Source organism: Streptomyces sp. NPDC048257 (genome assembly GCF_043201855.1).
Classification (GTDB): Bacteria; Actinomycetota; Actinomycetes; order Streptomycetales; family Streptomycetaceae; genus Streptomyces.
Window position 1 is genome coordinate 23,633 of sequence record NZ_JBICZI010000039.1, and the last position, 22,516, is coordinate 46,148.

21 protein-coding genes, 1 tRNA gene and 1 pseudogene are annotated in these 22,516 nt (G+C 70.3%); 10 read left to right on the plus strand and 13 right to left on the minus strand.

The annotated features are described in order from the left end of the window. Nucleotides 1-5 precede the first annotated feature (5 nt). The gene (locus ACGFZK_RS36310) at nt 6-1,085 is read left to right on the plus strand and encodes an ABC transporter ATP-binding protein (protein WP_393853120.1); all 1,080 of its coding nucleotides are present in this window, start codon (nt 6-8) and stop codon (nt 1,083-1,085) included. Next, nucleotides 1,082-1,798: an ABC transporter ATP-binding protein gene (locus ACGFZK_RS36315; RefSeq protein ID WP_393853101.1), complete on the plus strand. Its 717-nt coding sequence runs from the start codon at nt 1,082-1,084 to the stop codon at nt 1,796-1,798. Before ACGFZK_RS36310 ends, ACGFZK_RS36315 begins: the two co-directional genes overlap by 4 nt. 65 nt (nt 1,799-1,863) lie before the next feature. Here the strand turns inward: ACGFZK_RS36315 and ACGFZK_RS36320 are convergent, their stop codons facing one another. Further along, nucleotides 1,864-2,517 (minus strand): ANTAR domain-containing response regulator, encoded by a 654-nt coding sequence (locus ACGFZK_RS36320; protein ID WP_030008501.1) that lies wholly within the window; start codon nt 2,515-2,517, stop codon nt 1,864-1,866. A gap of 92 nt (nt 2,518-2,609) precedes the next feature. Here ACGFZK_RS36320 and ACGFZK_RS36325 point away from each other — a divergent pair. Beyond that, a tRNA-Leu gene (locus ACGFZK_RS36325) sits at nt 2,610-2,692 on the plus strand. Nucleotides 2,693-2,777: 85 nt separating this feature from the next. Continuing rightward, entirely contained in the window at nt 2,778-3,554 is a 777-nt protein-coding gene (locus ACGFZK_RS36330; protein WP_393853102.1) for a helix-turn-helix domain-containing protein, read from the plus strand. Here the strand turns inward: ACGFZK_RS36330 and ACGFZK_RS36335 are convergent. Both ACGFZK_RS36335 and ACGFZK_RS36340 read right to left on the minus strand, forming a co-directional pair. Next, nucleotides 3,551-4,075, minus strand: a complete 525-nt coding sequence (locus tag ACGFZK_RS36335; protein WP_393853103.1) for a hypothetical protein — start codon at nt 4,073-4,075, stop codon at nt 3,551-3,553. The two genes, ACGFZK_RS36330 and ACGFZK_RS36335, sit on opposite strands and share 4 nt — an antisense overlap. A gap of 46 nt (nt 4,076-4,121) precedes the next feature. After that, nucleotides 4,122-4,577, minus strand: coding sequence for a MarR family transcriptional regulator (locus ACGFZK_RS36340; protein WP_393853104.1), 456 nt, complete (start codon nt 4,575-4,577; stop codon nt 4,122-4,124). 62 nt (nt 4,578-4,639) lie between these two features. Between ACGFZK_RS36340 and ACGFZK_RS36345 the strand changes: the two genes are divergently transcribed. Next, on the plus strand, nt 4,640-4,891 hold the full coding sequence (locus tag ACGFZK_RS36345; RefSeq protein WP_393853121.1) for an EF-hand domain-containing protein: 252 nt from the start codon (nt 4,640-4,642) through the stop codon (nt 4,889-4,891). Between the two features lie 50 nt (nt 4,892-4,941). Here ACGFZK_RS36345 and pyk read toward each other — a convergent pair whose 3' ends face one another. Further along, nucleotides 4,942-6,369, minus strand: a complete 1,428-nt coding sequence (gene pyk / locus ACGFZK_RS36350) for a pyruvate kinase (protein WP_393853105.1) — start codon at nt 6,367-6,369, stop codon at nt 4,942-4,944. 145 nt (nt 6,370-6,514) lie between these two features. Next, the gene (locus ACGFZK_RS36355; protein ID WP_393853106.1) at nt 6,515-7,213 is read right to left on the minus strand and encodes an SIMPL domain-containing protein; all 699 of its coding nucleotides are present in this window, start codon (nt 7,211-7,213) and stop codon (nt 6,515-6,517) included. Between the two features lie 127 nt (nt 7,214-7,340). Between ACGFZK_RS36355 and ACGFZK_RS36360 the strand changes: the two genes are divergently transcribed. Beyond that, nucleotides 7,341-9,149, plus strand: coding sequence for a bifunctional metallophosphatase/5'-nucleotidase (locus tag ACGFZK_RS36360; protein ID WP_393853122.1), 1,809 nt, complete (start codon nt 7,341-7,343; stop codon nt 9,147-9,149). Between the two features lie 82 nt (nt 9,150-9,231). On the opposite strand, the gene ACGFZK_RS36365 is transcribed toward ACGFZK_RS36360, so the two are convergent. The 5 genes from ACGFZK_RS36365 to ACGFZK_RS36385 form a co-directional block, all read right to left on the minus strand. Then, nucleotides 9,232-10,389, minus strand: coding sequence for an ALF repeat-containing protein (locus ACGFZK_RS36365; RefSeq protein WP_393853107.1), 1,158 nt, complete (start codon nt 10,387-10,389; stop codon nt 9,232-9,234). A 139-nt stretch (nt 10,390-10,528) separates the two neighbouring features. Continuing rightward, nucleotides 10,529-11,938: a lysine N(6)-hydroxylase/L-ornithine N(5)-oxygenase family protein gene (locus tag ACGFZK_RS36370; protein ID WP_393853108.1), complete on the minus strand. Its 1,410-nt coding sequence runs from the start codon at nt 11,936-11,938 to the stop codon at nt 10,529-10,531. Further along, nucleotides 11,935-13,329: a pyridoxal phosphate-dependent decarboxylase family protein gene (locus ACGFZK_RS36375; protein WP_393853109.1), complete on the minus strand. Its 1,395-nt coding sequence runs from the start codon at nt 13,327-13,329 to the stop codon at nt 11,935-11,937. Before ACGFZK_RS36375 ends, ACGFZK_RS36370 begins: the two co-directional genes overlap by 4 nt. A 458-nt stretch (nt 13,330-13,787) precedes the next feature. Further along, nucleotides 13,788-16,337: an aminopeptidase N gene (gene pepN / locus ACGFZK_RS36380; protein ID WP_393853110.1), complete on the minus strand. Its 2,550-nt coding sequence runs from the start codon at nt 16,335-16,337 to the stop codon at nt 13,788-13,790. A gap of 41 nt (nt 16,338-16,378) precedes the next feature. Next, nucleotides 16,379-16,747 (minus strand): chorismate mutase, encoded by a 369-nt coding sequence (locus ACGFZK_RS36385; protein ID WP_393853111.1) that lies wholly within the window; start codon nt 16,745-16,747, stop codon nt 16,379-16,381. Nucleotides 16,748-16,891: 144 nt separating this feature from the next. On the opposite strand from ACGFZK_RS36385, the gene ACGFZK_RS36390 reads away from it, so the two are divergent. Continuing rightward, on the plus strand, nt 16,892-17,311 hold the full coding sequence (locus ACGFZK_RS36390) for a hypothetical protein (RefSeq protein ID WP_393853112.1): 420 nt from the start codon (nt 16,892-16,894) through the stop codon (nt 17,309-17,311). After that, nucleotides 17,308-17,646, plus strand: a complete 339-nt coding sequence (locus tag ACGFZK_RS36395) for a winged helix-turn-helix domain-containing protein (RefSeq protein ID WP_393853113.1) — start codon at nt 17,308-17,310, stop codon at nt 17,644-17,646. Before ACGFZK_RS36390 ends, ACGFZK_RS36395 begins: the two co-directional genes overlap by 4 nt. 60 nt (nt 17,647-17,706) lie before the next feature. Here ACGFZK_RS36395 and ACGFZK_RS36400 read toward each other — a convergent pair. Further along, nucleotides 17,707-18,120 (minus strand): annotated as a pseudogene (locus ACGFZK_RS36400) (response regulator transcription factor); the annotation flags it as partial. Nucleotides 18,121-18,295: 175 nt separating this feature from the next. Continuing rightward, nucleotides 18,296-19,048, minus strand: a complete 753-nt coding sequence (locus ACGFZK_RS36405) for a serine protease (protein WP_393853123.1) — start codon at nt 19,046-19,048, stop codon at nt 18,296-18,298. Nucleotides 19,049-19,220: 172 nt separating this feature from the next. On the opposite strand from ACGFZK_RS36405, the gene ACGFZK_RS36410 reads away from it, so the two are divergent. After that, entirely contained in the window at nt 19,221-20,126 is a 906-nt protein-coding gene (locus ACGFZK_RS36410; RefSeq protein WP_393853114.1) for a hypothetical protein, read from the plus strand. 112 nt (nt 20,127-20,238) lie between these two features. Beyond that, nucleotides 20,239-20,952: an HAD family acid phosphatase gene (locus ACGFZK_RS36415; RefSeq protein WP_393853115.1), complete on the plus strand. Its 714-nt coding sequence runs from the start codon at nt 20,239-20,241 to the stop codon at nt 20,950-20,952. A gap of 900 nt (nt 20,953-21,852) precedes the next feature. On the opposite strand, the gene ACGFZK_RS36420 is transcribed toward ACGFZK_RS36415, so the two are convergent. Further along, the gene (locus ACGFZK_RS36420; protein WP_393853116.1) at nt 21,853-22,296 is read right to left on the minus strand and encodes a VOC family protein; all 444 of its coding nucleotides are present in this window, start codon (nt 22,294-22,296) and stop codon (nt 21,853-21,855) included. Nucleotides 22,297-22,516: the final 220 nt, after the last annotated feature.

Here is a 22,516-nt window from a genome sequence, read left to right on the forward strand (position 1 = left end):
ACGACATGACGACCACCACTGACACCACCACCAAGACCACGGTTCTCCAAGCCAGCGGCGTCACCATGCGCTTCGGCGGCCTCACCGCCGTCAAGGGCGTCGACCTCACGGTCAACGCGGGCGAGATCGTCGGACTCATCGGCCCCAACGGCGCCGGCAAGACGACCTTCTTCAACTGCCTCACCGGGCTCTACGTCCCCACCGAGGGCAGCGTCCGCTACAAGGGCACCGTCCTGCCTCCCAAGCCCCACAAGGTCACCGAGGCCGGCATCGCCCGCACCTTCCAGAACATCCGGCTCTTCCACAACATGACCGTGCTGGAAAACGTCCTCGTCGGACGCCACACCCGCACCAAGGAAGGCCTCTGGTCCGCACTCCTGCGCGGCCCCGGCTTCAAGAAGGCCGAAGCCGCCAGCGAAGCCCGCGCCATGGAACTCCTCGAGTTCATCGGCCTGGAGAACAAGGCCCAGCACCTGGCCAAGAACCTCCCCTACGGCGAACAGCGCAAGCTGGAAATCGCCCGCGCCCTCGCCAGCGACCCCGGCCTCATCCTCCTGGACGAGCCCACCGCCGGCATGAACCCGCAGGAAACCCGCGCTGCCGAAGAACTCATCTTCGCCATCCGCGACATGGGCATCGCCGTCCTCGTCATCGAGCACGACATGCGCTTCATCTTCAACCTCTGCGACCGCGTCGCCTGCCTCGTCCAGGGCGAGAAGCTCATCGAGGGCACCGCATCCGAGGTCCAGGGCGACGAGCGCGTCATCGCCGCCTACCTCGGCGAGCCCTTCGAGGGCGACCCGGGCGCAGCCGAAGTCGCCGAGGTCGAGGCAGCCGAAGCCGCCGCCGAAGCCGCCGCGGAGACCTCGCCCGCCACCGCGCCGGAAGCCGAGCCCGAGGCCGAGGCCACCGCCGAGGCAGAAGCCGCGCCGGAGACCACCGAGCCCGAGGCCCAGGCCGACACGGAGTCCACCACGGACACCGACGCCGACCCGGACACCGACGCCGGCACCGACACGGAGTCCACGGACACCGACGCGGACAGCACCACCCGCACCACCAGCACGGAAGGAGAGACCAAGTGACCGCACTGCTCAAGGTCGAAGACCTCAAGGTCGCCTACGGCAAGATCGAAGCCGTCAAGGGAATCTCCTTCGAAGTCAACGAAGGCGAAATCGTCTGCCTCGTCGGCACCAACGGCGCCGGCAAGACGACCACCCTGCGCACCCTCTCCGGGCTCATCAAGCCCAAGAGCGGCACCATCACCTTCGACGGCCAGCCCCTGGCCGCCGTCCCCGCCCACAAGATCGTCTCCCTGGGCCTCGCCCACTCCCCCGAGGGACGCCACATCTTCCCCCGGCTGACGATCGCCGAAAACCTCCAGCTCGGCGCCTTCCTGCGCACCGACAAGGAGGGAATCGAGAAGGACGTCCAGCGCGCCTACGAGATGTTCCCCATCCTGGGCGAACGCCGCAAGCAGGCCGCCGGCACCCTCTCGGGCGGCGAGCAGCAGATGCTCGCCATGGGCCGCGCGCTCATGTCCCGCCCCAAGCTCCTGATGCTCGACGAGCCCTCCATGGGCCTGTCCCCGCTGATGATGCAGAAGATCATGGCGACGATCAAGGAACTCAAGGCGACGGGCATGACCATCCTGCTCGTCGAGCAGAACGCCCAGGCGGCGCTCTCGCTCTCCGACAGCGCGCACGTGATGGAGATCGGCAAGATCGTTCTCTCCGGCACCGGCCGCGACCTCCTCCACAACGAGGACGTCCGCAAGGCCTACCTCGGCGAGGACTGACACCACGTGTGAGGCCCGCCTCCCCTCGGGGGGAGGCGGGCCTCACGCATGTCCGGGGGCGGCTGCTATTTGCCGCTCTCCTTCTTCTTCGCCTCGGCGTCCTCGATGACCACCTCGGCGACCTGCTGCATGGACATCCGGCGGTCCATGGACGACTTCTGGATCCAGCGGAAGGCCGCGGGCTCCGTCAGGCCGTACTGCGTCTGCAGGATGCTCTTCGCCCGGTCCACCAGCTTGCGGGTCTCCAGCCGCTGCGAGAGGTCCGCGACCTCCTGCTCCAGCGCACGCAGCTCCGCGAAGCGGGACACGGCCATCTCGATGGCGGGAACGACGTCGCTCTTGCTGAACGGCTTCACCAGGTACGCCATGGCCCCGGCGTCCCGGGCTCGCTCGACGAGGTCGCGCTGCGAGAACGCGGTGAGCATCAGGACGGGCGCGATGGACTCCTCCGCGATCTTCTCGGCCGCGGAGATCCCGTCCAGGACGGGCATCTTCACGTCCAGGATCACCAGGTCGGGACGGTGCTCACGGGCGAGCTCGACGGCCGTCTGGCCGTCGCCGGCCTCGCCGACTACGGAGTAGCCCTCTTCTTCGAGCATCTCTTTCAGATCGAGACGGATGAGCGCCTCGTCCTCGGCGATGACGACGCGGGTCGTCAGCGGCGGAACGTGCGACTGGTCGGCGTCGGGCGTGGGCGTCGACTCGTGCTCGGCGGTCACGGATGCTCCTCTTTGCGGGGCTCTGCTGCTTGGATGAGCCTACCTAGCTGCAGCGCGCGATGGTCACCCGGTACACTCCGACCAGCGACCTAGCCGGGTTGGCGGAATGGCAGACGCTGATGTCTCAAACACATCTGTCCGAAAGGACGTGCGGGTTCGAATCCCGCACCCGGCACTTGTCCGAAAAGCGGACGTTCACCTTCGCGTGAACGTCCGCTTCTCGCGACTCAGGGCAAGTCGTCGTCGCCGACAGTGGCTCCATGGAATGGCACAGCCTCGATACTCGACAGTCGGCACTCGCCTTGCTGCGCGAAGGCACAAGGAACGCCGAGGTCGCACGTCGCCTGAACTTGCCGCTGGGCACTGTTGGCTACTGGAAACACATGGATCGGGCCAAGCGGGGCGAATGCCCCGGGGCTCATAATCCCGACTGCCCTCGATGCGACGGCAGCCCCCTGGATGCCAGCGCATACGCCTATCTACTGGGCCTCTATCTGGGTGACGGACACATAAGTCAATACTCAGCCCACGCCGTCCCCAACCTCATGATCACGTGCGATGACGCTTGGCCGGGGCTGATGGATTGCGCCGAAGAGGCGATGCGCCGAGTGTTCCCCTTCAATCGGGCGTGCCGGGTCCGCAGAGTCGGATGCCACAACATCAAGGTGTACTCGAAGCACCTGCCATGCCTGTTCCCGCAGCACGGGCCCGGCAGGAAGCATGAGCGGCGGATCGTGCTTGAGGGGTGGCAGCAGGAGATCGTCGATGCGCATCCGTGGGAGTTCCTGCGGGGGCTGATCCACTCCGACGGGTGTCGGGTCACCAACTGGACCGTCCGCAACGGCAAGCGCTACGAGTACCCGCGGTACTTCTTCACCAACAAGTCCGACGACATCCGTCGGCTGTGCACGGACACGCTCACCGCGGTCGGCGTCCGGTGGACCGTGCTGGCCCGGGGCAGTGATCCGTTCAACGTGTCCATCGCGCGGAAGGAGTCCGTCGCGCTCATGGACGCCCACATCGGGCCGAAGTACTAGCGTCGGAGGTGGGTGACGGTTCCGGTGGACGGGTCGTAGGTGATCAGGGGCGGCAGCTCGTGGTGGCCGGTGACGGTCTCGGCGGTGAGGACGGCCGGGCGGCCGCAGGCCGTGCCCAGTTCGGTGAGGAAGCGCAGCACGTCGGCGACGTGGGCGCCGTCCTCGATGTTGTCGGGCCAGAGGGAGAATTCGATCCCGTCGACCGGCAGGTGGCCCGTGAACCAGGTGCGGCCGCAGCGGACGGCGAGGCTTGCCGTGTAGCCGTCCTCGATGGTGGCGAAGGGGTCCTCGGTGTCGTTGCGGCCGATGTCCCGTCCTTCGGCGCCGTCGTACCAGGTGAGCTGGTCGGCGGCGCCGCGGAGGTGGTGCAGGACCTGCTGCCAGTGCGTGTCCTCGGTGTCGGTGACGGTGATGTCGCGGAGGCTTCCGTCGACGTAGAAGACGTCGCACATCCACGGGTCGGGCAGTCGGCAGGTGCCGGGGCGGGGTTCGCAGTCGTGGTGCGGTGGCTGCGTGGTCATCCGGTCGGTCCCCCGTGTGTGTCGGTCGTGAGGGCCCAGTATGGCGTTACGGGAGGTCGCCGTTGCCGCCGAGGTTGGCCACGAGGCGGCGGAGGGTGTTGATGGTGGCCGCGTACGCGGCGTCGTCGATGCCTTCCCGCATCGCTGCGTGGACCTTGGCGTTGCGGTCGTGGGCGCGGATGCGGCCCGCTTCGCCGGCTTCGGTGAGGGTGAGGCGGTCGTCGGCTTCGGTGAGCCAGCCGCGGGCGGTGAGGTCGGCGTAGACGGCTTCGAAGTCGGTGTCCTGGTCGTCGAAGGGGGTCAGCTTCTCGGTGAGGGCGGGGCGGGTCCATTGACCGGGGGTGCCTGCTATGTGGTTGAGCGTCCACCAGTGGGGCTGGGTGAGGCTCTCCTCGGCGAGGGCGGTGCGGAGGCCGCCGATGACGAGATTGGCGGCTTCGCGGGTCCAGTAGCCGATGGGCTGGGCGGCGAGCTGCTGCTGGGGGTATTCCTTGATCGTCATGTGGCGACCGTATGACCTCAGGTTAGGTTGAGGTCAAGGGATCCATGGACGAGGGAATCGTGATGAGTGAGAAGGCCCGGAAGTTGTTCGATGCGCTCGACCTGAATGAGGACGGGGAGCTGACGCGGGCGGAGGTGATTTCGGCGTTGCGGTCGAAGGGGCCGACGTTGGCTGCGCGGGGGGAGCTGCCGTTCTGGGGTGTGGGTGATGCGGGGGCGTCGTCTGCGTTGTTCGATGCGGCTGATGCGAACGGGGATGCGGTGTTGTCGTTCGAGGAGTTCGCGGCGGTGGTGGATCGTCGGTTCGGCTGGTAGGTGCGGGTGACCGCGTCGGGCGTGTTACCCGACGCGGTGTGTCGCGTGCGTCAGTGGACGGGGTCGCCGATGTGGTGGATGCGGACGAGGTTGGTGGAGCCGGTGACGCCGGGGGGTGAGCCGGCGGTGATGACGACGACGTCGCCGGGTACGCAGCGGCCGATGCGCAGGAGTTCTTCTTCGACTTGGGCGACCATGGCGTCGGTGGAGTCGACGTGGGGGCCGAGGAAGGTTTCGACGCCCCAGGTGAGGTTGAGTTGGGAGCGGGTGGCCTGGTCGGGGGTGAAGGCCAGGAGGGGGATGGGTGAGCGGTAGCGGGAGAGTCGGCGGACGGTGTCGCCGCTCTGGGTGAAGGCGACGAGGAATTTGGCGTCGAGGAAGTCGCCCATTTCGGCGGCGGCTCGGGCGACGGCTCCGCCTTGGGTGCGGGGCTTGTTGCGGTCGGTGAGCGGGGGGAGGCCCTTGGCGAGGATGTCTTCTTCGGCGGCTTCGACGATGCGGGACATGGTGCGGACGGTTTCGACGGGGTATTTGCCGACGCTGGTTTCGCCGGAGAGCATGACGGCGTCGGTGCCGTCGATGATGGCGTTGGCGACGTCGCTTGCTTCGGCGCGGGTGGGTCGGGAGTTGTCGATCATCGAGTCGAGCATCTGGGTGGCGACGATGACGGGTTTGGCGTTGCGCTTGGCGAGTTTGACGGCGCGCTTTTGGACGATGGGGACTTGTTCGAGGGGCATTTCGACGCCGAGGTCGCCGCGGGCGACCATGATGCCGTCGAAGGCGGCGACGATGTCGTCGATGTTTTCGACGGCTTGGGGCTTTTCGATCTTGGCGATGACGGGGAGGCGTCGGCCTTCTTCGTCCATGATGCGGTGGACGTCTTGGATGTCCTGGCCGCTGCGGACGAAGGAGAGGGCGATGATGTCGGCGCCGGTGCGCAGGGCCCAGCGGAGGTCTTCGATGTCTTTTTCGGAGAGGGCGGGGACGGAGACGGCTACTCCGGGGAGGTTGAGGCCTTTGTGGTCGGAGACCATGCCGCCTTCGATGACGCGGGTGTGGACGCGGGGGCCGTCGACTGTGGTGACTTCGAGGGTGACGCGGCCGTCGTCTACGAGGATGCGTTCGCCGGGGGTGACGTCGTCGGCGAGTCCTTTGTAGGTGGTGCCGCAGGTGTGGCGGTCGCCTTCGTGGTCTTCGACGGTGATGGTGAATTCGTCACCGCGTTCAAGGAGTACGGGTCCTTCGCGGAAGCGGCCGAGGCGGATCTTCGGGCCTTGAAGGTCGGCGAGGATGCCGACGCTGTGGCCGGTCTCGTCGGAGGCCTTGCGTACGCGCTGGTAGCGCTCCTCGTGTTCGGCGTAGGTGCCGTGGCTGAGGTTGAAGCGGGCGATGTCCATTCCGGCTTCGACCAATGCTTTGATCTGGTCGTATGAGTCGGTTGCGGGGCCCAGGGTACATACGATTTTCGCTCGGCGCATGGGTCGAGCGTATTCCCCTACCTGCGGGTAGGTAATCGCTTCCGGGTGTCCACTCAACAACCTTTGAGCAAAAGGTTGTTGACAACTGTTGAATGTGCATGGGGGTGCTCTGATGAGCACCCCCGGGGCCTCTTTTGTGGGTTCTTCAGAGTTGTGGCGGGGTCATGGTGAAGCGGGCGTTCACCTGTGCGTGGACGGTCTGCCGCTGGGGTTCGAGGTCGAGCGGCGGGGGGCCGGCGTCTTCGGTGGCGCTGAAGGCCATGGTGCGCATGCCTGTGCCGGCGGCGGCGAAGGGGGCGGCGTTCTCGGCGCCGAGGTCGGCGAGTTCGACGAGGGCGGCGAGGTCGGCGCCGAGGGCTTCGGCGTATTCGCGGGCGCGCTGGACGGCTTCGAGTACGGCCTGGCGGCGGGCTTGTCCGTGGGCGGGTGAGGTGGGGCGCAGGGCCCACCAGGGGCCGTCGACCTGGGTGAGTTCGAGGTCGGCGAGGCGGGTGGTGAGTTCGCCGAGGGTGGTGAAGTCGCTGAGTTCGGCGGTGATGTGGACGCGGCCGTGGTAGGCGCGGATGCGTTCGGCGCGGCCGTGGCGGGTGAGTTCGGGGGTGATGGAGAAGGCGCCGGTTTCGAGCTTTTCGACGGGGTCGCCGTAGCTCTTGATGAGGTCGAGGACGGTGTTGTTGCGGCGGGTGAGGTCTTCGAGTGCGGTGCGGCGGTCGGTGCCGCGGGCGCTGACGGTGATGCCGATGCGGGCGATTTCGGGGTCGACTTCGATGCGGGCTTCGCCGCGGACTGCGACGCGGGGGACTTCGGGGGTTCCGTAGGGCTGGTGTGCGGAGTCCTGGGTCATGTCTTCACTGTCGCACTGTCGCTCGGACGGGTGTGGTCATCGGATCGAAACCTGCTGGGGGTGTTGCGTCTTGTTGCTGGTGGGCCAGAATCTACGCGCGTTGTTCACGCCTCAAAAGGGAGATGGTATGGCGTTCGACCGTAGGACTTTTCTGGGGACCACGGCTGCGACGGGTGCGGCTGTGGCGTTGGCGGGGGCCACGAGCACCCCGGCCGCCGCGGCTGCGCAGGAGGGGAAGGGGTCGGGGTCCGGGCCGCGGACGTACGCGTTCACGGTGATGGGTACGACCGATCTGCACGGGAATGTCTTCAACTGGGATTACTTCACGGATGCGGAGTTCGACGACAAGGCGCACAACGACGTCGGTCTGGCGAAGATCTCGACGTTGGTGGAGCAGGTGCGGGCGGAGAAGGGGCGCCGCAACACGCTGCTGATCGATGCGGGTGACACGATCCAGGGCACGCAGTTGTCGTACTACTACGCGAAGGTGGATCCGATCACCGCGCGGCGGGGTCCGGTGCACCCGATGGCGCAGGCGATGAACGCGATCGGTTATGACGCGGCGGCGCTGGGGAACCACGAGTTCAATTACGGGATTCCGGTGCTGCGGAAGTTCGAGGAGCAGTGCGACTTCCCGCTGCTGGGGGCGAACGCGCTGGATGCGCGGACGTTGCGGCCGGCGTTCGCGCCGTACAGCATGCACTGTCTGCGGACTCCGTGCGGGCGTGATGTGAAGGTGGCGGTGCTGGGGCTGACGAACCCGGGTATCGCGATCTGGGACAAGGCGAACGTGCAGGGGAAGATGACGTTCCCGGGGCTGGAGGAGCAGGCGGCGAAGTACGTGCCGAAGCTGCGGTCGATGGGCGCGGATGTGGTGATCGTGTCGGCGCATTCCGGTTCGAGCGGTACGTCGTCGTACGGGGACCAGTTGCCGTACATCGAGAACGCGGCGGCGCTGGTGGCGGAGCAGGTGCCGGGGATCGACGCGATCCTGGTGGGGCACGCGCACACGGAGATCCCGGAGTACCGGGTGAAGAACAAGGCGACCGGCAAGGACGTGGTGCTGTCGGAGCCGTTGAAGTGGGGGCAGCGGCTGACGTTGTTCGACTTCGAGCTGACGTGGGCGAAGGGCCGCTGGTCGGTGGCGAAGGTCGCGGCGAAGGTGCTGAACTCGAACACGGTCGCGGAGGACAAGAAGATCACGCGGCTGCTGTCGGACGAGCACCGCAGGGTCGTGGCGTACGTGAATCAGGTGATCGGTACGTCGACGCAGGCGATGTCGTCGGCGGAGGGGGCGTTCAAGGACGTCGCGATCATCGATCTGATCAACCACGTGCAGGCGGAGACGGTGAAGGGGGCGCTGGCCGGTTCGCAGTGGGCGGCGCTGCCGGTGCTGTCGCAGGCGTCGTGCTTCTCGCGGACGGCGGCGATCCCGGCCGGGCAGGTGACGATCCGGGATGCGGCGGGGCTGTATCCGTTCGAGAACACGATGGAGGCGCGGCTGCTGACGGGTGCGCAGGTGAAGGACTATCTGGAGTACTCGGCGCGGTACTTCGTGCGGACGGCGCCGGGTGATGTGGTGGATCCGGCGAAGCTGACGAACGCCGAGAGCATTCCGGACTACAACTACGACGCGGTGTACGGGCTGGCGTACGACGTGGACATCGCGCAGCCGGTGGGTTCGCGGATCACGGGGTTGTCGTTCCAGGGGAAGCCGGTGGATCCGGCGGGGCAGTTCGTGCTGGCGGTGAACAACTACCGGGCTTCGGGTGGTGGGAACTTCCCGCACGTGCCGCAGGCGAAGCAGGTGTGGGCGAACTCGGACGAGATCCGCAACACGATCATCCAGTGGGTGAAGGCGAAGGGGACGATCGATCCGGCGCAGTTCGCGTCGGTGGACTGGCGGCTGACGCGGGCCGGGGTTCCGGTCTTCTAGGCCGTCTCTTTCGGATCTTGCCGGGCGGGGTGGCCGGTCGCGGTGTTCTGCGGCCGGCCACCCTTGTGTGGTGCGGGTCCGGTCAGCCTTCGGCGCCGGCGCGGCGCATGCGGGCGGCGAGGAGGAGTCCGGCGCCGGCGATGAGCGCGGTGCCCGCGCCGCCGGCGATCAGGGTGGTGTGGTCGCCTGTGCCGGTGGTGGCGAGCGGGGAACCGTTGTGGCCCTGGGCGCTGACGGCGGTGTTGCCGGTGCCGGTGTGCGTGCCGGTGTTCGTGCCGCCGGTGCCGGAGCCGTTGCCCTGTTCCTGGCCGTCCTTGCCGGGGGTGGGCTTGTCCTTGTCCTTGGCGGCCTGGTCCTTGGCGCGGGCCTCGTGCTGGCCCGTCTTCAGGAACTCGGTCCGGTCGGCGGGGGTGCCGGCGAGCGCGGCGCGGCCCGCCTTGACGAGTTCCGGTCCGCCGCCATCGATGATCTTGGCGATGGTCACGCGGTTGTCCTGGTCGCGCAGCTCGTGCTGGGTCACCTCCAGGAAGTGGCGCAGCTCGGCCGGGGTGGGCGATCCGTTCATGAGCTTGCTGATCGCCTCGCTCAGGATCGGGCCCTCCCAGCTCTCGTCGATGCGGGCCAGCTCGACGAGGTCGTCGGATGCCTGGGCGAGGTGGCGGCCGGTCTTCAGGAACTCCGCGCGGTCGGCGGGGGTGCCCTTCAGGGCCTTCTTGCCGGCTTCCTTCACGGCGGTGCCGCCGGTGCCGATCAGCCGGGAGATCTCGACCTTGTTGTCGTCGTCGCGCAGCTCGTGCTGGGTGACGTCGTAGAAGTGGCGCAGCTTTTCGATGGTGTTGCCGTTGCTGAGGACGTTGTTGATGCCCTCCTTCAGGCCGGGTCCGGCGCCCGGGAGGAGGCGGAGGATCGCGATGCGGTAGTCGTCCATGCGGATGTTGTGCTGGTCGACTTCGATGAACGTGCGCATGGCCTTCGGGCCGTCGGCGATGGCCTTGCGGCCGGCTTCCTTCATGAACTCGCTGGCCATCGGGTGGGCGATGATCGCGAGGATGGTCTTGCGGTCCTCTTCGGCCTGGTCGGGCACGGTCTGGTCCGGCACGGCCTGGTCGGGCGCGGTCGGTGCCGGCTGGTTGCCGGTGGCCGGAGCGTCGGGGCCGGCGGCGAACGCCGGTGACGCGATGAGGACGGCCGGAGCAAGGGCAGCGGTGGTCACCGCTGCGGCGATCCGGGAAAACTTCACAGACAAAACCCCCTGGAAACGTTTCTTCGACAGAAGAGACGTTCGACCGGTGCAGATAGTTGTATTCGTAATGTTCCCGCCCCTTGCGGCGGCTCGGGGCGTTGCGGGGCGGGGTCTCGATGCCGGACGGCAGGGCCCGTCAGGGGTGGTCGACGAGGGGGCGGAGTTCGCCTGCCGGGCGGGGGCGGGTGTGCTCGCGCTGTTCGAGGCCGAAGGTGGTGAAGGCGGTGCGGGTGGGCTGGGGGTAGGGCTCTTTGCCGGTGAGGGTGTTGAGGATGGCGGCGCTGCGCCAGGCGGCGAGGCCGAGGTCGGGGGCGCCGACGCCGTGGGTGTGGCGTTCGCCGTTCTGGACGAAGATGCTGCCGGTGACGGCGGGGTCGAGGACCATCCGGTAGCGGTCGTCGATGCGGGGGCGGCCGGAGGAGTCCTTGCGCAGGTACGGGTCGAGGCCTGCGAGGAGGCTGCCGAGGGGGCGTTCGCGGTATCCGGTGGCGAGGACGACGGCGTCGGTGGTGAGGCGGGAGCGGCTGCCCTGCTCGGTGTGTTCGAGGTGGAGCTCGACCTTGGTGGTGGCGACGCGGCCGGCGGTGCGGACGCTGACTCCGGGGGTGAGGACGGCGTCGGGCCAGCCTCCGTCGAGGGTGCGGCGGTAGAGCTCTTCGTGGATGGCGGCGATGGTGTCGGCGTCGATGCCCTTGTGGAGTTGCCATTGGGCGGGGACGAGGCGGTCGCGTACGGGTTCGGGCAGGGAGTGGAAGTAGCGGGTGTAGTCGGGGGTGAAGTGCTCGAGGCCGAGCTTGGAGTACTCCATGGGGGCGAAGGAGGGGGTGCGGGCGAGCCAGGCGAGGCGTTCACGGCCGGCGGGGCGGGAGCGGAGGAGGTCGAGGAAGACTTCGGCGCCCGACTGCCCGGACCCGATGACGGTGACGTGGTCGGCGCCGAGGATGCGCTGCCGGTTGTCGAGGTAGTCGGCGGAGTGGATGACGGGGACGGTGGGGGCGTCGGCGAGCGGGCGCAGGGGTTCGGGGACGTAGGGGGTGGTGCCGATGCCGAGGGCGAGGTGGCGGGTGTAGGTGCGGCCGAGGGCTTCGGCTTCGCCGGTGGTGTCGAGCTGGGTGAAGTCGACTTCGAAGAGGTCGCGTTCGGGGTTCCAGCGGACGGAGTCGACCTGGTGGCCGAAGTGGAGTCCGGGGAGGCGGCCGGCGACCCAGCGGCAGTAGGCGTCGTATTCGGCGCGGTGGATGTGGAACTGCTCGGCGAAGTAGAAGGGGAAGAGCCGTTCCTTGTGCTTGAGGTAGCTGAGGAAGCTCCAGGGGCTGGTCGGGTCGGCGAGGGTGACGAGGTCGGCGAGGAAGGGGACCTGGAGGGTGGCTCCTTCGATGAGGAGGCCGGGGTGCCAGCGGAAGTCGCGGCGCTGGTCGTAGAAGGCGGTGGCGAGTTCGCCCGCTCCCTGTTGTGGCAGGCCGTGGGCGAGGGCTGCGAGGGACAGGTTGAAGGGGCCGATCCCGATTCCGACGAGGTCGTGGGGGGCGTCGAGCTGGGCGGTCATCGGTGGGTTCTGCCTTCCAGGAGGGAGATGAGGGTGTCCAGGTCCCCCGCTGTGGTGTGCGGGTTGAGCAGGGTGGCTTTGAGCCACAGACGGCCGTCGGCGTGGGTGCGGCCGAGGACGGCGCGGCCTTGGTGCAGGAGGGTGCGGCGCAGGGTGGCGAGGTGGTCGTCGTCGGCGTGGGTGGGCCGGAAGAGGACGGTGGTGATGGTGGGGGGTGCGTGGAGCTCGAAGTCGGGGTGGGCGTCGAGGAGCCGGGCGAGGTGGTGTGCGGTGTCGATGGTGCGGTCGATGAGTGTGGCGAGGCCGTCGCGGCCGAGGGCCCGGAGGGTGGTGGCGATCTTGAGGGCGTCGGGGCGGCGGGTGGTGCGCAGGGAGCGGCCGAGGAGGTCGGGCAGGCCGGCTTCGGTGTCGTCGGTGGCGTTGAGGTAGTCGGCCTGGTGGGCGAGGGGGGCGAGCAGGGTGGTGTCGGGGACGGCGAGGAGGCCTGCGGCGACGGGCTGCCAGCCGAGTTTGTGCAGGTCGAGGGTGAGGGAGTGGGCGCGGCCGAGTCCGGCGAGTTTGTCGCGGTGGCGGGGGCTGAGGGCGAGGAGGCCGCCGTAGGCGGCGTCGATGTGGAGGTCGGCGCCGTAGCGGTCGCAGAGGTCGGCGATGCGGTGGAGGGGGTCGATGAGTCCGGCGTCGGTGGTGCCGGCGGTGGCGGTGACGAGGGTGGGGCCGGGGGTGGTGGCGAGGGCTTCGGCGAGGCGGGCGGGGTCGAGTACGCCGGTGGGGGTGGGGAGTTCGGTCGCCGGGGGGAGGCCGAGGAGCCAGGCGGCGCGGGGGACGGAGTGGTGGGCGTTGGCTCCGTGGAGGACGGTCAGGGCGGGGCCGTGGCGTTCGCGGGCGAGGAGGACGGCGAGTTGGTTGGCTTCGGTGCCGCCGGTGGTGACGAGGGCGTCGGCGTGGGGGGTGTCGTAGAACTCGGCGGCGAGGGTGCGGGTGAGGAGGGCTTCGACGGCGGAGGCGGCGGGGGCTTGGTCCCAGGAGTCGAGGGAGGGGTTCAGGGCGCTGGCTGCGAGGTCTGCGGCGGCTGCGACGGCGAGCGGGGGGCAGTGCAGGTGGGCCGCGCAGAGGGGGTCGGCGGGGTCGGCGGCGCCTGCGGCGAGGGTGTGTACGAGGGTGCGGAGCGCTTCGTGGCCGCCGGTTCCGTGGGCGGGGAGTACGTCGCCCAGTGCGGCCCGGACGCGGGCGGTGACGGCGTCGGGGCCGCCGGCGGGGAGGGGGCCGCCGCGTGCTGTGGCTCCGGTGGTGAGGGCGTCGAGGACGGTGTCGAGGAGGGGCCGCAGGGCGTCGGCGCCGCCGGTGCCTCCGGCGAGCGGGGGCGGTGTGCCTGTGCCGGGCAGCGCGGTCATCGGGGGTCCTCCGGGGACTGGGAGGGGTGCGGGGCGGGGCACCCTGCCAGTACAACGATCCGACCCGAATGGGGTAACCGCCGGGGTTTGTCCGGATCGACGGTGGCCCTGCGGGCGGCTCGGCCGATGAGGGGTGGCCGGTGCGGGTTGCCGGGGGCGGGGCGGGGTGCCGCCGGGACTCCATGAGGTGGGGCGCCCTGGGCCGAGTGGTCGGTGCGGGCCGGTACCGCGCCGCCACATCACGTACTCCGTCCCGGAGAGCACCCCGCCCCGCCCTCGTCACCGGCCCGGCACGAGGCCCGCCGGTGGGCCCCCGGGCCGGGGCCGGGGGTGGGACCGGGTGTCGGCCGGGACGGAAAGCGTGATGTGTTGGCGCGGTACCGGCCTGTACGGGCCCGTACCGGCAGGGCGCCGTACATCATGCAGTCCCGGAAGGCACCCCGCCCCGGCCCCGGCCCCTATTCCGCCTGGCTCCCCGCAGGGGACCGGCGGACGCGGAGGGCGCGGGAGAGGTCGTCGAGCTGGTCGACCAGTTTGCGGCGCAGGAGGGGGAGGATTTCCGGGTCGGTGAGGCAGGCGTGGCCGGCCTGGAGGTTGGCCTCGTCGATGGCGTAGGCGGGGAACGCCCAGCGGCCGGCGGCCTCGCCGATGGCCGGGCCCCGGCGGGCGCCGAGGGCGACGGCGTCCGGGTAGTAGCGGGGGACGTATTCGGTGAGCAGTTCGGCCTGTTCGGGCTGCCAGAAGCCCTGGGCGGTGGCGCTGAAGAGGTAGTTGGAGAGGCTGTCGTCGTGGAAGAGCCGGTCCCAGGCGGCGGCCTTGGCCTGCGCGGTGGGGAGGGCGGCGCGGCAGCGGGCGGCGCCTTCCTGGCCGGTGGCGCTGGTGTCGGCGGCGAGGGCGGCGTCGATCTCGGCCTCTCCGACGGCGCCGAGGACGGCGAGGCGGCCGAGGATGCGCCAGCGCAGTTCGGGGTCGAGTGCGGGGCCGCCGGGGACGGTGTCGTCGGCGAGCCAGGCGGCGATGGTGTCGGGCTGGGTGGCGCTGTCGACGAGGGTGCGTACGGCGGTCAGCCGCATGCCGGCTTCGGAGCCGTCCTCGGTGCGCCGGAGCAGGTCGCGGGCGATGGTGGTGAGGGTGGCGAGGGCTGCGGTCCGCTCCTCGGGGGCGACGTAGCGTACGGCGATCTGGGTGCGGGCGAAGGTGAGGACGCCCTGGACGATGGCGAGGTCGTTCTCCTCGGGCAGGTGTGCGGAGGCGGTGGTCAGGTAGTCGTGGGGGGCGAGTTCGCCGTCGCGGACCATGTCGCGCAGGGCGTTCCAGACGACGGCGCGGGTGAGGGCTTCGGGGATGCCGGAGAGGCTGTGCAGGACCGTTTCGACGGAGGTGTCGTCGAGGCGGACCTTGGCGTAGGTGAGGTCGACGTCGTTGAGGACGAGGAGGGCGGGGCGGGGTCCGGTGACCGAGATGATCTCGTCGGAGGGGATGTCGAGGTCGAGGAGTTCGCGCAGTTCCAGGACGCGGCTGTCGACGGGGTCGTGGTCGTAGACGCCGACGGCGATGTGGTGCGGGCGGGTGCCGCGGCGTTCGACGGCGAGGGTCCAGCCGGTGGGGCTGTCGGCGCGGCCGTTGGCTTCCTCGATGCGCGGGGTGAGGGTGTCGATGCCGGTGGTGCGCAGCCAGATGTCGGCCCAGGCGCGGACGTCGCGTTCGGTGTGGGCGGCGAGGGAGTCGATGAAGTCGGCGAGGGAGGCGTTGGCGAACTTGTGGCGGGCGAAGTGGGTGTTGATGCCGGCCAGGAAGTCCTTCTCGCCGAGCCAGGCGACGAGCTGGCGCAGGGCGGAGGCGCCCTTGGCGTAGGAGATGCCGTCGAAGTTGAGGAGGGCGGAGGCGGTGTCGGGGACGTCGTCGGGGGCGGGGGCGACGGGGTGGGTGGAGGGGCGCTGGTCGGCGTCGTAGCCCCAGGGCTTGCGGGTGACGCCGAAGTCGGTCCAGGTGTCGGTGAAGCGGGTGGCTTCGGTGAGGGTCTGGTAGCCCATGTACTCGGCGAAGGATTCGTTGAGCCAGATGTCGTCGAACCAGGCGAGGGTGACGAGGTCGCCGAACCACATGTGTGCCATCTCGTGGGCGATGACCATGGCCCGGGACTGGCGTTCCGTGTCGGTGACGGCGGAGCGGAAGATGAACTCGTCGCGGAAGGTGACGAGTCCGGGGTTCTCCATGGCACCGGCGTTGAACTCGGGTACGAAGGCCTGGTCGTAGGAGTCGAAGGGGTAGGGCTCGGTGAACTTCTCCTGGTAGCGGTCGAAGCAGTCTTTGGTGATCGAGAGGATTTCTTCGGAGTCGACGTCCAGGTGGGGTGCGAGGGACTGGCGGCAGTGGATGCCGAAGGGCAGTCCGGCGTGCTGGGTGTGGACGCTGTGCCAGGGGCCGGCGGCGACGGCGGCGAGGTAGGTGGAGATGAGGGGGGTGGGGGCGGACTGCCAGATGCCTGCGCCGCTGCCGTCGGGGGCGTCGCCGGTGCGGGTGGTGATGCCGTTGGCGAGGACGGTCCAGTGGGCGGGGGCGGTGACGGTGAATGCGAAGACGGCCTTGAGGTCGGGCTGGTCGAAGGCCGGGAAGACCCGCTGGACGTCGTCCATGAACATCTGGCTGTAGACGTACGTGTGGCCGTCCGCGGGGTCGGTGAAGCGGTGCAGGCCCTCGCCGGTGCGGGAGTAGCGCATGCGGGTGTCGAGGTGCAGCTCGTGGGGGCCCTCGGTGAGGCCGGTGAGCGGGAGTCGGTTGCCGGTGAGGGCCGCCGGGTCGAGGGGGTGGCCGTCGAGGGTGGCGGAGCGCAGCTCGACGGGCTTCAGCTCGACGAAGGTGTCGGCGGCGGTCCGGGCGGTGAACCGGATGACGGTGGTGGAGTCGAAGGTGTCGTCGTCGCCGGTGAGGTCGAGGGTGACGGCGTAGTGCTGGACGTCGAGGAGCTGGGCTCGGAGCTGCGCTTCGTTGCGCGTCAGTGCGGACATGGGGCCCATGCTGCCCCAGGGGACGGCCGGACCCCGATCTTCTACTCTTCGCCCGCAGCGATCGTCTCGTGGTGGCGGATGACCTCGGCGATGATGAAGTTGAGGAGCTTCTCGGCGAACGCGGGGTCGAGTTTGGCGTTCTCGGCGAGCTGGCGGAGCCGGGCGATCTGGCTGGCCTCGCGGCCCGGGTCGGCGGGGGGCAGCTGGTGCCTGGCCTTGAGGTGGCCGACCTGCTGGGTGCACTTGAAGCGTTCGGCGAGCATGTGGACGACGGCCGCGTCGATGTTGTCGATGCTGTCGCGCAGGCGGGCGAGTTCGGCGGTGACGCTCTCGTCGATGCCTGCGGCGTCCTTGGCCGCGCCCGCGCCCGTGCCCGTGCCGGTGCCGTTGTCGAGGTCGCTGATGTTCATGGTTCCCGAGAATACGTGCCGAGGGGCGCCGGTTCCTCGGGCAGTCGGCCTGTGAGACGGCAACCTCTTACTTGCCAGAGTGGAAAGTAATCGCCATAGTGGAAATCGACTGGGCGATCATCCGTGGACGAGCGAGGGGGAACCATGCAGGAGGCGGCGAAGGCGGTCGGGGCACTGGGCCGGGCGGCCGGTCTGGAGAAGGCGGCGCGGCGGCGCAGTGGCTGGTACGCGCGCTACCTGTGGGCGTTCGCCGCCGGGCAGCTGGTGCTCGTACCGATGGCCGTGCTGTGGCACGGGCCGGCCTCTGCGGTGGTGTTCGGGGTGACCAACGCGCTGCTGGTGACCGGGCTGAGCCTGTACGCGGCGCGGCAGCGCGTGGTGCGGCGGGGGTTCGGTGTGAAGCACGGTGTGCTGGTGGGGTCCTGGGCGGTGGTCTTCGCCCTGACGATCACGATCGGTACGGCGGTCTTCGGCCACGGCGTGCCGTTCGCGGCGGCGGGTGCGCTGGTGTGTGCGCTGCCGCCGGCCGTGGGCGCCTGGACCGAGACGCGGGGGGCGGTATGACGGACGAGCCGACTGCGGGCACCGGGGCGGAGGCGAAGCGTGGCGGCCATCCGAGGCACGACCTCGCGCCGCTGCTGAACGCGCCCGTACGGCTGTCGGTGGCGGCGGCGCTGGCTCCGCTGGACAAGGCCGAGTTCGGTTTCGTACGGGACCTGGTCGAGGTCTCGGACTCGGTGCTGTCCAAGCAGGTCGCGGCGCTGGAGGAGGCGGGCTGGGTCGCGGTCCACAAGGGCCGGGTCGGCCGCCGTCCGCGTACCTGGCTCTCGCTGACCCCCGAGGGCCGGGCGGTCTACCGGCGGCATCTGGCCGCACTGCGGGCCATCGCCCTGGGTTGAGGGCTGTCCCGTCATCCCGGGCGGGCGCGCGTCACCTGGTGCGTGCGGCCGCAAGGCCGGGGGCCGGCGGGTCCGGGCGGCCGGGGTGCGGGGGGCCATTTCGCGCAGCAGCCGCACCGTGATGACCGGTGAGACCAGGGAGTCGCCGACGGCTGCCGCCCGTACTGCTTCAACCGGCATGGCCGGGCTCGCGTCCTTCAGGAGGAAGCCGGACGCTCCGCCGTGGAGCGCCGCGTGGACGTACTCGTCGAGGTCGAAGGCGGTGACGATGACGATGTGCGGCGCACCTTCCCGGCCGGACGGGCGGCGGGTGACCTCGAGGCCGTCGAGTCCGGGCATGCGGATGTCGACGAGCAGGACGTCCGGCCGGTGTTCCGCGACGGCGGCGAGGGCGGCTTCGCCGTCGACGACGTCGGCGAGGACCTCGATGTCCGGCCGGCTTTCGAGGATCATCCGGAAGCCGGTTCTGACCATGTCCTGGTCGTCCGCGATGACCACGCTGATCGCCCTGCGCCACCTGCCCCACTGTTGCCCGCTGCCGCCACCGGTTCCGTCCCATGGGACCGGCGTGCGGGGCGGCCCGCAACCGCACGGCGGGGCGTCTCGCCCTTCCGGCCGGCCGGTGTCCGGCCGGAAGGGCGAGCGGGGGCTACATGCTCGCCGCGGCGCTCTTGATCGCGGCGGCGAAGGTGGAGACCTCGGTGTAGACGCCGGGGTAGTTGGGCCGGGCGCAGCCTTCGCCCCAGCTGACTATGCCGACCTGGATCCAGGCGTTGTTGTTGTCGCGGCGGAACATGGGGCCGCCGGAGTCGCCCTGGCAGGTGTCGACGCCGCCCTGGGGCAGGCCGGCGCAGATCTCCTCGCTCGGGACGAGGTCGTTGCCGTAGGCGGCCTTGCAGACGGCGTCGGAGACGAAGGGGACGGTGGCCTTCATCAGGTAGCGCTGCTGGCCGCCGCCCTCGCGGGTGGCGCCCCAGCCGGCGACGGTGAAGGTGCCGTTGTCGTAGGCCTTGGTGTCGGCGATCTTGAGGGTGGGGAGGTTGATGGGCTTGGCGAGTTTGATGAGGGCCCAGTCCTTGCCCTTGCCGTTGTAGCCGGGGGCCTGGAGGACCTTGGTGGACTTGACCTTGATGGCGCTGGAGCTGTTGAGGTCGACGACTCCGGCGGTGGCGGTGATGGAGGTGTTGTTGCCGGAGCCGTTCACACAGTGGGCGGCGGTGAGGACGATCTGCTGGGTGTACAGGGCGCCGCCGCAGCCCATGGAGAGGCGCACCATGAAGGGGAACTCGCCCTGCGCGGCGCGGGTGCCGCCGACGACGGGGGCCGTGCCGGCGGTGGCGGTGCCGGGCTGGAGGCTGACGGCGGCGAGGGCGACCGCGCCGACGGCGAGGCTGCGCTTCATGAACTGCACAAGGGTGGTCACAGTCAACACACTGCCTTTCGTGGGGGGTTGGGCTGTGCGTGCCATCGGGTGAATGACGGGTCCATGACACATCAGGCATGTGACGGACATCAAGAAGGCAATTTCGGCCAACTCCCGCCTCGGCGGCAGGGATTGCTGTAAGGAGGGCCCGATGACGGAGAACGGGGGGCCGGGCGGCCCCATCGAGCACGGATTTCCTCATCTGGCGACCGTGCGCGCCTCGATCACCGCGCTCTTCCGCCGGCTGTCGGCCGACGGGATCCGCGCCTACGACACGAGCTTCGCCCCCGCCGACGCCGCCTTCGAGGCCACCGACGACCTCCACCTGGGTGCGCAGCGGGTGGCCGCCGCGGTGGTGCGCGCGCTACGGCTGCCCGACGCGCGGATGGTGGTCTCCTTCCGCCCGATGGAGCAGGCGGCCACCGTGGAACTGGCCGCGGGGCCCGAGTACTTCGTCGAGGTCAGCGACCGCTTCCGTACCCACCGCCGGGACCTGGCGGCCGCGCTGTCGCACGAGGTCGCCCACGTCCTGCTGCACCGCCTGGACCTGCGCTTCCCCACCGCCGCGGAGGACGAGATCCTCACCGACACCGCCGCCGCGTACCTGGGTGCGGGCTGGCTGCTGCTGGACGCCTACCGCGAGGACGCGCTGACCCACCAGAGGTTCGGCTACCTCACGCCGGAGGAGTTCGGCTACGTCCTCGCCAAGCGCGCCGCGCTGTTCGGCGAGGACCCCTCCCCCTGGTTCACCAGCCCCCGGGCGTACGAGGCCTACGTGCGCGGGCGGGCGGCGGCCGAGCGCGACCACCGCCGGGCCCCGCTGGCGGCCGCCGGCCCGCTGGCGCGGCGGCGGTACGCGAAGGCGCGGCGTGCCGGAGCGGCCGGAGCCTCCGGGGCGGACGGATCGGCGTACGGCTTCGAACAGGACCGATCCGGGGCCGGGTTGCGGGTGAGCTTCCCCTGTCCGGTGTGTGCGCAGCGGCTGCGGTTGCCGGTGCGCGGGCGGCTGCGGGCCCGGTGCGGCCTGTGCCGCACCGTCCTCGACTGCATCACGTAGGACCATTCATCACGCGGCCACGAAAAGTTTCCTACCGGCCAGTAGACAGGGGGTCGGTTCTCGCCAACTCTGGTCACGTACATGCCAACTCCGTGACCGAGGAGCGCCCCCCATGCGCAGTACCCGCCGCACCCGTATGCCCCGTACCGCCGCCGCCGCGGTGGCCGCGACCGTCGCCGTCCTGATGCTGGTTCCGGCCACGGCCGCCCAGGCCGCGCCCGCGCCGGTGTCCGCTCCGGTGTCCGCGCCGGTGTCCCCTCCGGTGTCCGCACCCACGTCCGCCGCCCCGGCCGCCTCCGCGCCCGGCGGCAATGCGGCGATCCTCGGCATCGACTACGCCACCTGGCAGCGGGACGTCGCCGCCGTCGTCGACGCGGCCCGGCCCGCCATCGAGGCGCGCATCGCCGCCTCGCCCGCCGGTGAGAAGCCCGCCCTCGTCCTCGACATCGACAACACCTCGCTGGAGACGGACTTCCACTGGTTCTGGACCTTCCCGACCCCCGCGATCTCCAAGGTCCGCGCGCTCACCCAGTACGCGCACGCGCGCGGCGTCGCGGTCTTCTTCGTCACCGCCCGCCCCGGGATCATCCACTCCCTCACCGAGCGCAACCTCAAGGCCGTCGGCTACCCGGTCTCGGGGCTCTACGTCCGTGACCTGCCCGATCTGTTCGACGAGGTCAGCGCCTACAAGACCGGCAAGCGGGCCGAGATCGAGGCGCGCGGCTACACGATCATCGCCAACATCGGCAACAGCCCGACCGACCTCGTCGGCGGTCACGCCGAGCGCACCGTCAAGCTGCCGGACTACAACGGCAAGCTCTCCTGACGGCATTCGGCACCGGGGCCGGCGGGCGGTGCGAGCCCGCCGCCCTCGGCCGAGCCCGGCGGCGGTGGCGCCCGCTGCCGCCCAGCCGAAGGCCATGGCCGGGCCCGGATCAGGAAATGGACAACATGATGGGCCGGCTGCGGTTCAGCGAGCGGATGTAGCGGGTAGTCATAGGACATCGCACCGATGAGGACCCGGACCCGACCCCTCGCCAGGGGGCCGGGCCCGCTTCCGTTTCAGCCCTCTCAGGTGATCCGCACCCGGCCGTCGCCGACCCGTCGTGCCTGGCGGGCCGGGACGTATCCCTCGGCGAGGTCGGTCTCGACCGGCATCTCGTTGCGGGTCGTCTCCCCCTCGCCCTCGACGACACGGCAGCAGCGGGCACTGCGGGCGCCCTCCCGGCAGGCGTACGGGGCCGGGAGCCCGGCGGCGAGCCGCGCGTCGCCGAGGTGGCCTCGAAGACGAGGTCCGGGCAGTCTTCGCGCGCCGGCGGATGTTGAGGAGCCGGCTCTCGTACGCGTCCTGCGCGCCGATGCACGCGTACCGCTCGGTCAGCGGCGGCACCGGGGCCCTCCGCCGCTGACCGAGCGGTACCGGTACCGCCGTGCGCAGGATCCGGGCGGCCTCGCGCCGGTGCCGGTCGTCGAGCACGGGTCCTCCCGGCTGCGGTGGCGTGTGGTGCCGCAGACGGTAGGCGGGGGACGGGCGCGGGCGGGAGGCCGTGTTCCCGCTGAGCGGGAAAGGGACTTCGTCCCCTCCCTCGCCTTCCTCGCCGCGCTCGCCCGCGCGCTGTTCGGGCGGAGACGGCCTCGGCCCCGGAGGTGCTCGGGCCGGAGCGGGCCGGGGCGGACGCCGTGCGCCGGACGCCGGGCACCCGCGGGGCTCAGCGCCCGGGTACGGTCACTGCCCCGGCGCCGCCTCGCCCATGAGGTTCAGCTGCCAGGAGACGCCGAACCGGTCGTCGACCCAGCCGAACCTGGCGCTGAACCCGTACGAGCCGAGCGGCATCAGCTCCTTGCCCTGGTCGGCGAGCGCCGCGTAGAGGCGTTCGATCTCGGCCTCGCTGTCGCACTGGACGTACAGCGACATCGCGGGTGTGAAGCCGAACTGGTGCTTGACCGAGCTGTCGATGCACATGAACGTCTGTCCGGCCAGGGAGAAGGCGGCGTGCCGCACGGTGCCCTCCTCCCCGGCGCCGGGTCCGGTCTCGTCGGCGCCGTAGCGGCTGATGCCCAGCACTTCGGGGTCGTCGAACAGCGAGAGGTAGAAGGTCATCGCCTCCTCGGCCCGCCCCTCGAACATCAGGAACGTGGTGATCTTCTGCGGGCTCGGCGTGACGGTCATCGCTGGGTCCTGTCCCTTCGGTCTCCGGTCGCTCCCGGTCGGCTTCCGGTCCTCCCGGAGCAGCAACCCTAGGGGGTGCCTCGTCGGTCGGGCCGGATCGGCGAGCGGGGTGCGGGGGGGGGCGGGCCCCCCGCGCCCCGCCGGGTCCCGGAGGGGCGGGCCCGGGCCCCACCCCGCGCCCGACACCCGCCCCGGGGCCCGCGCCCGCCCGCGGGGGTTT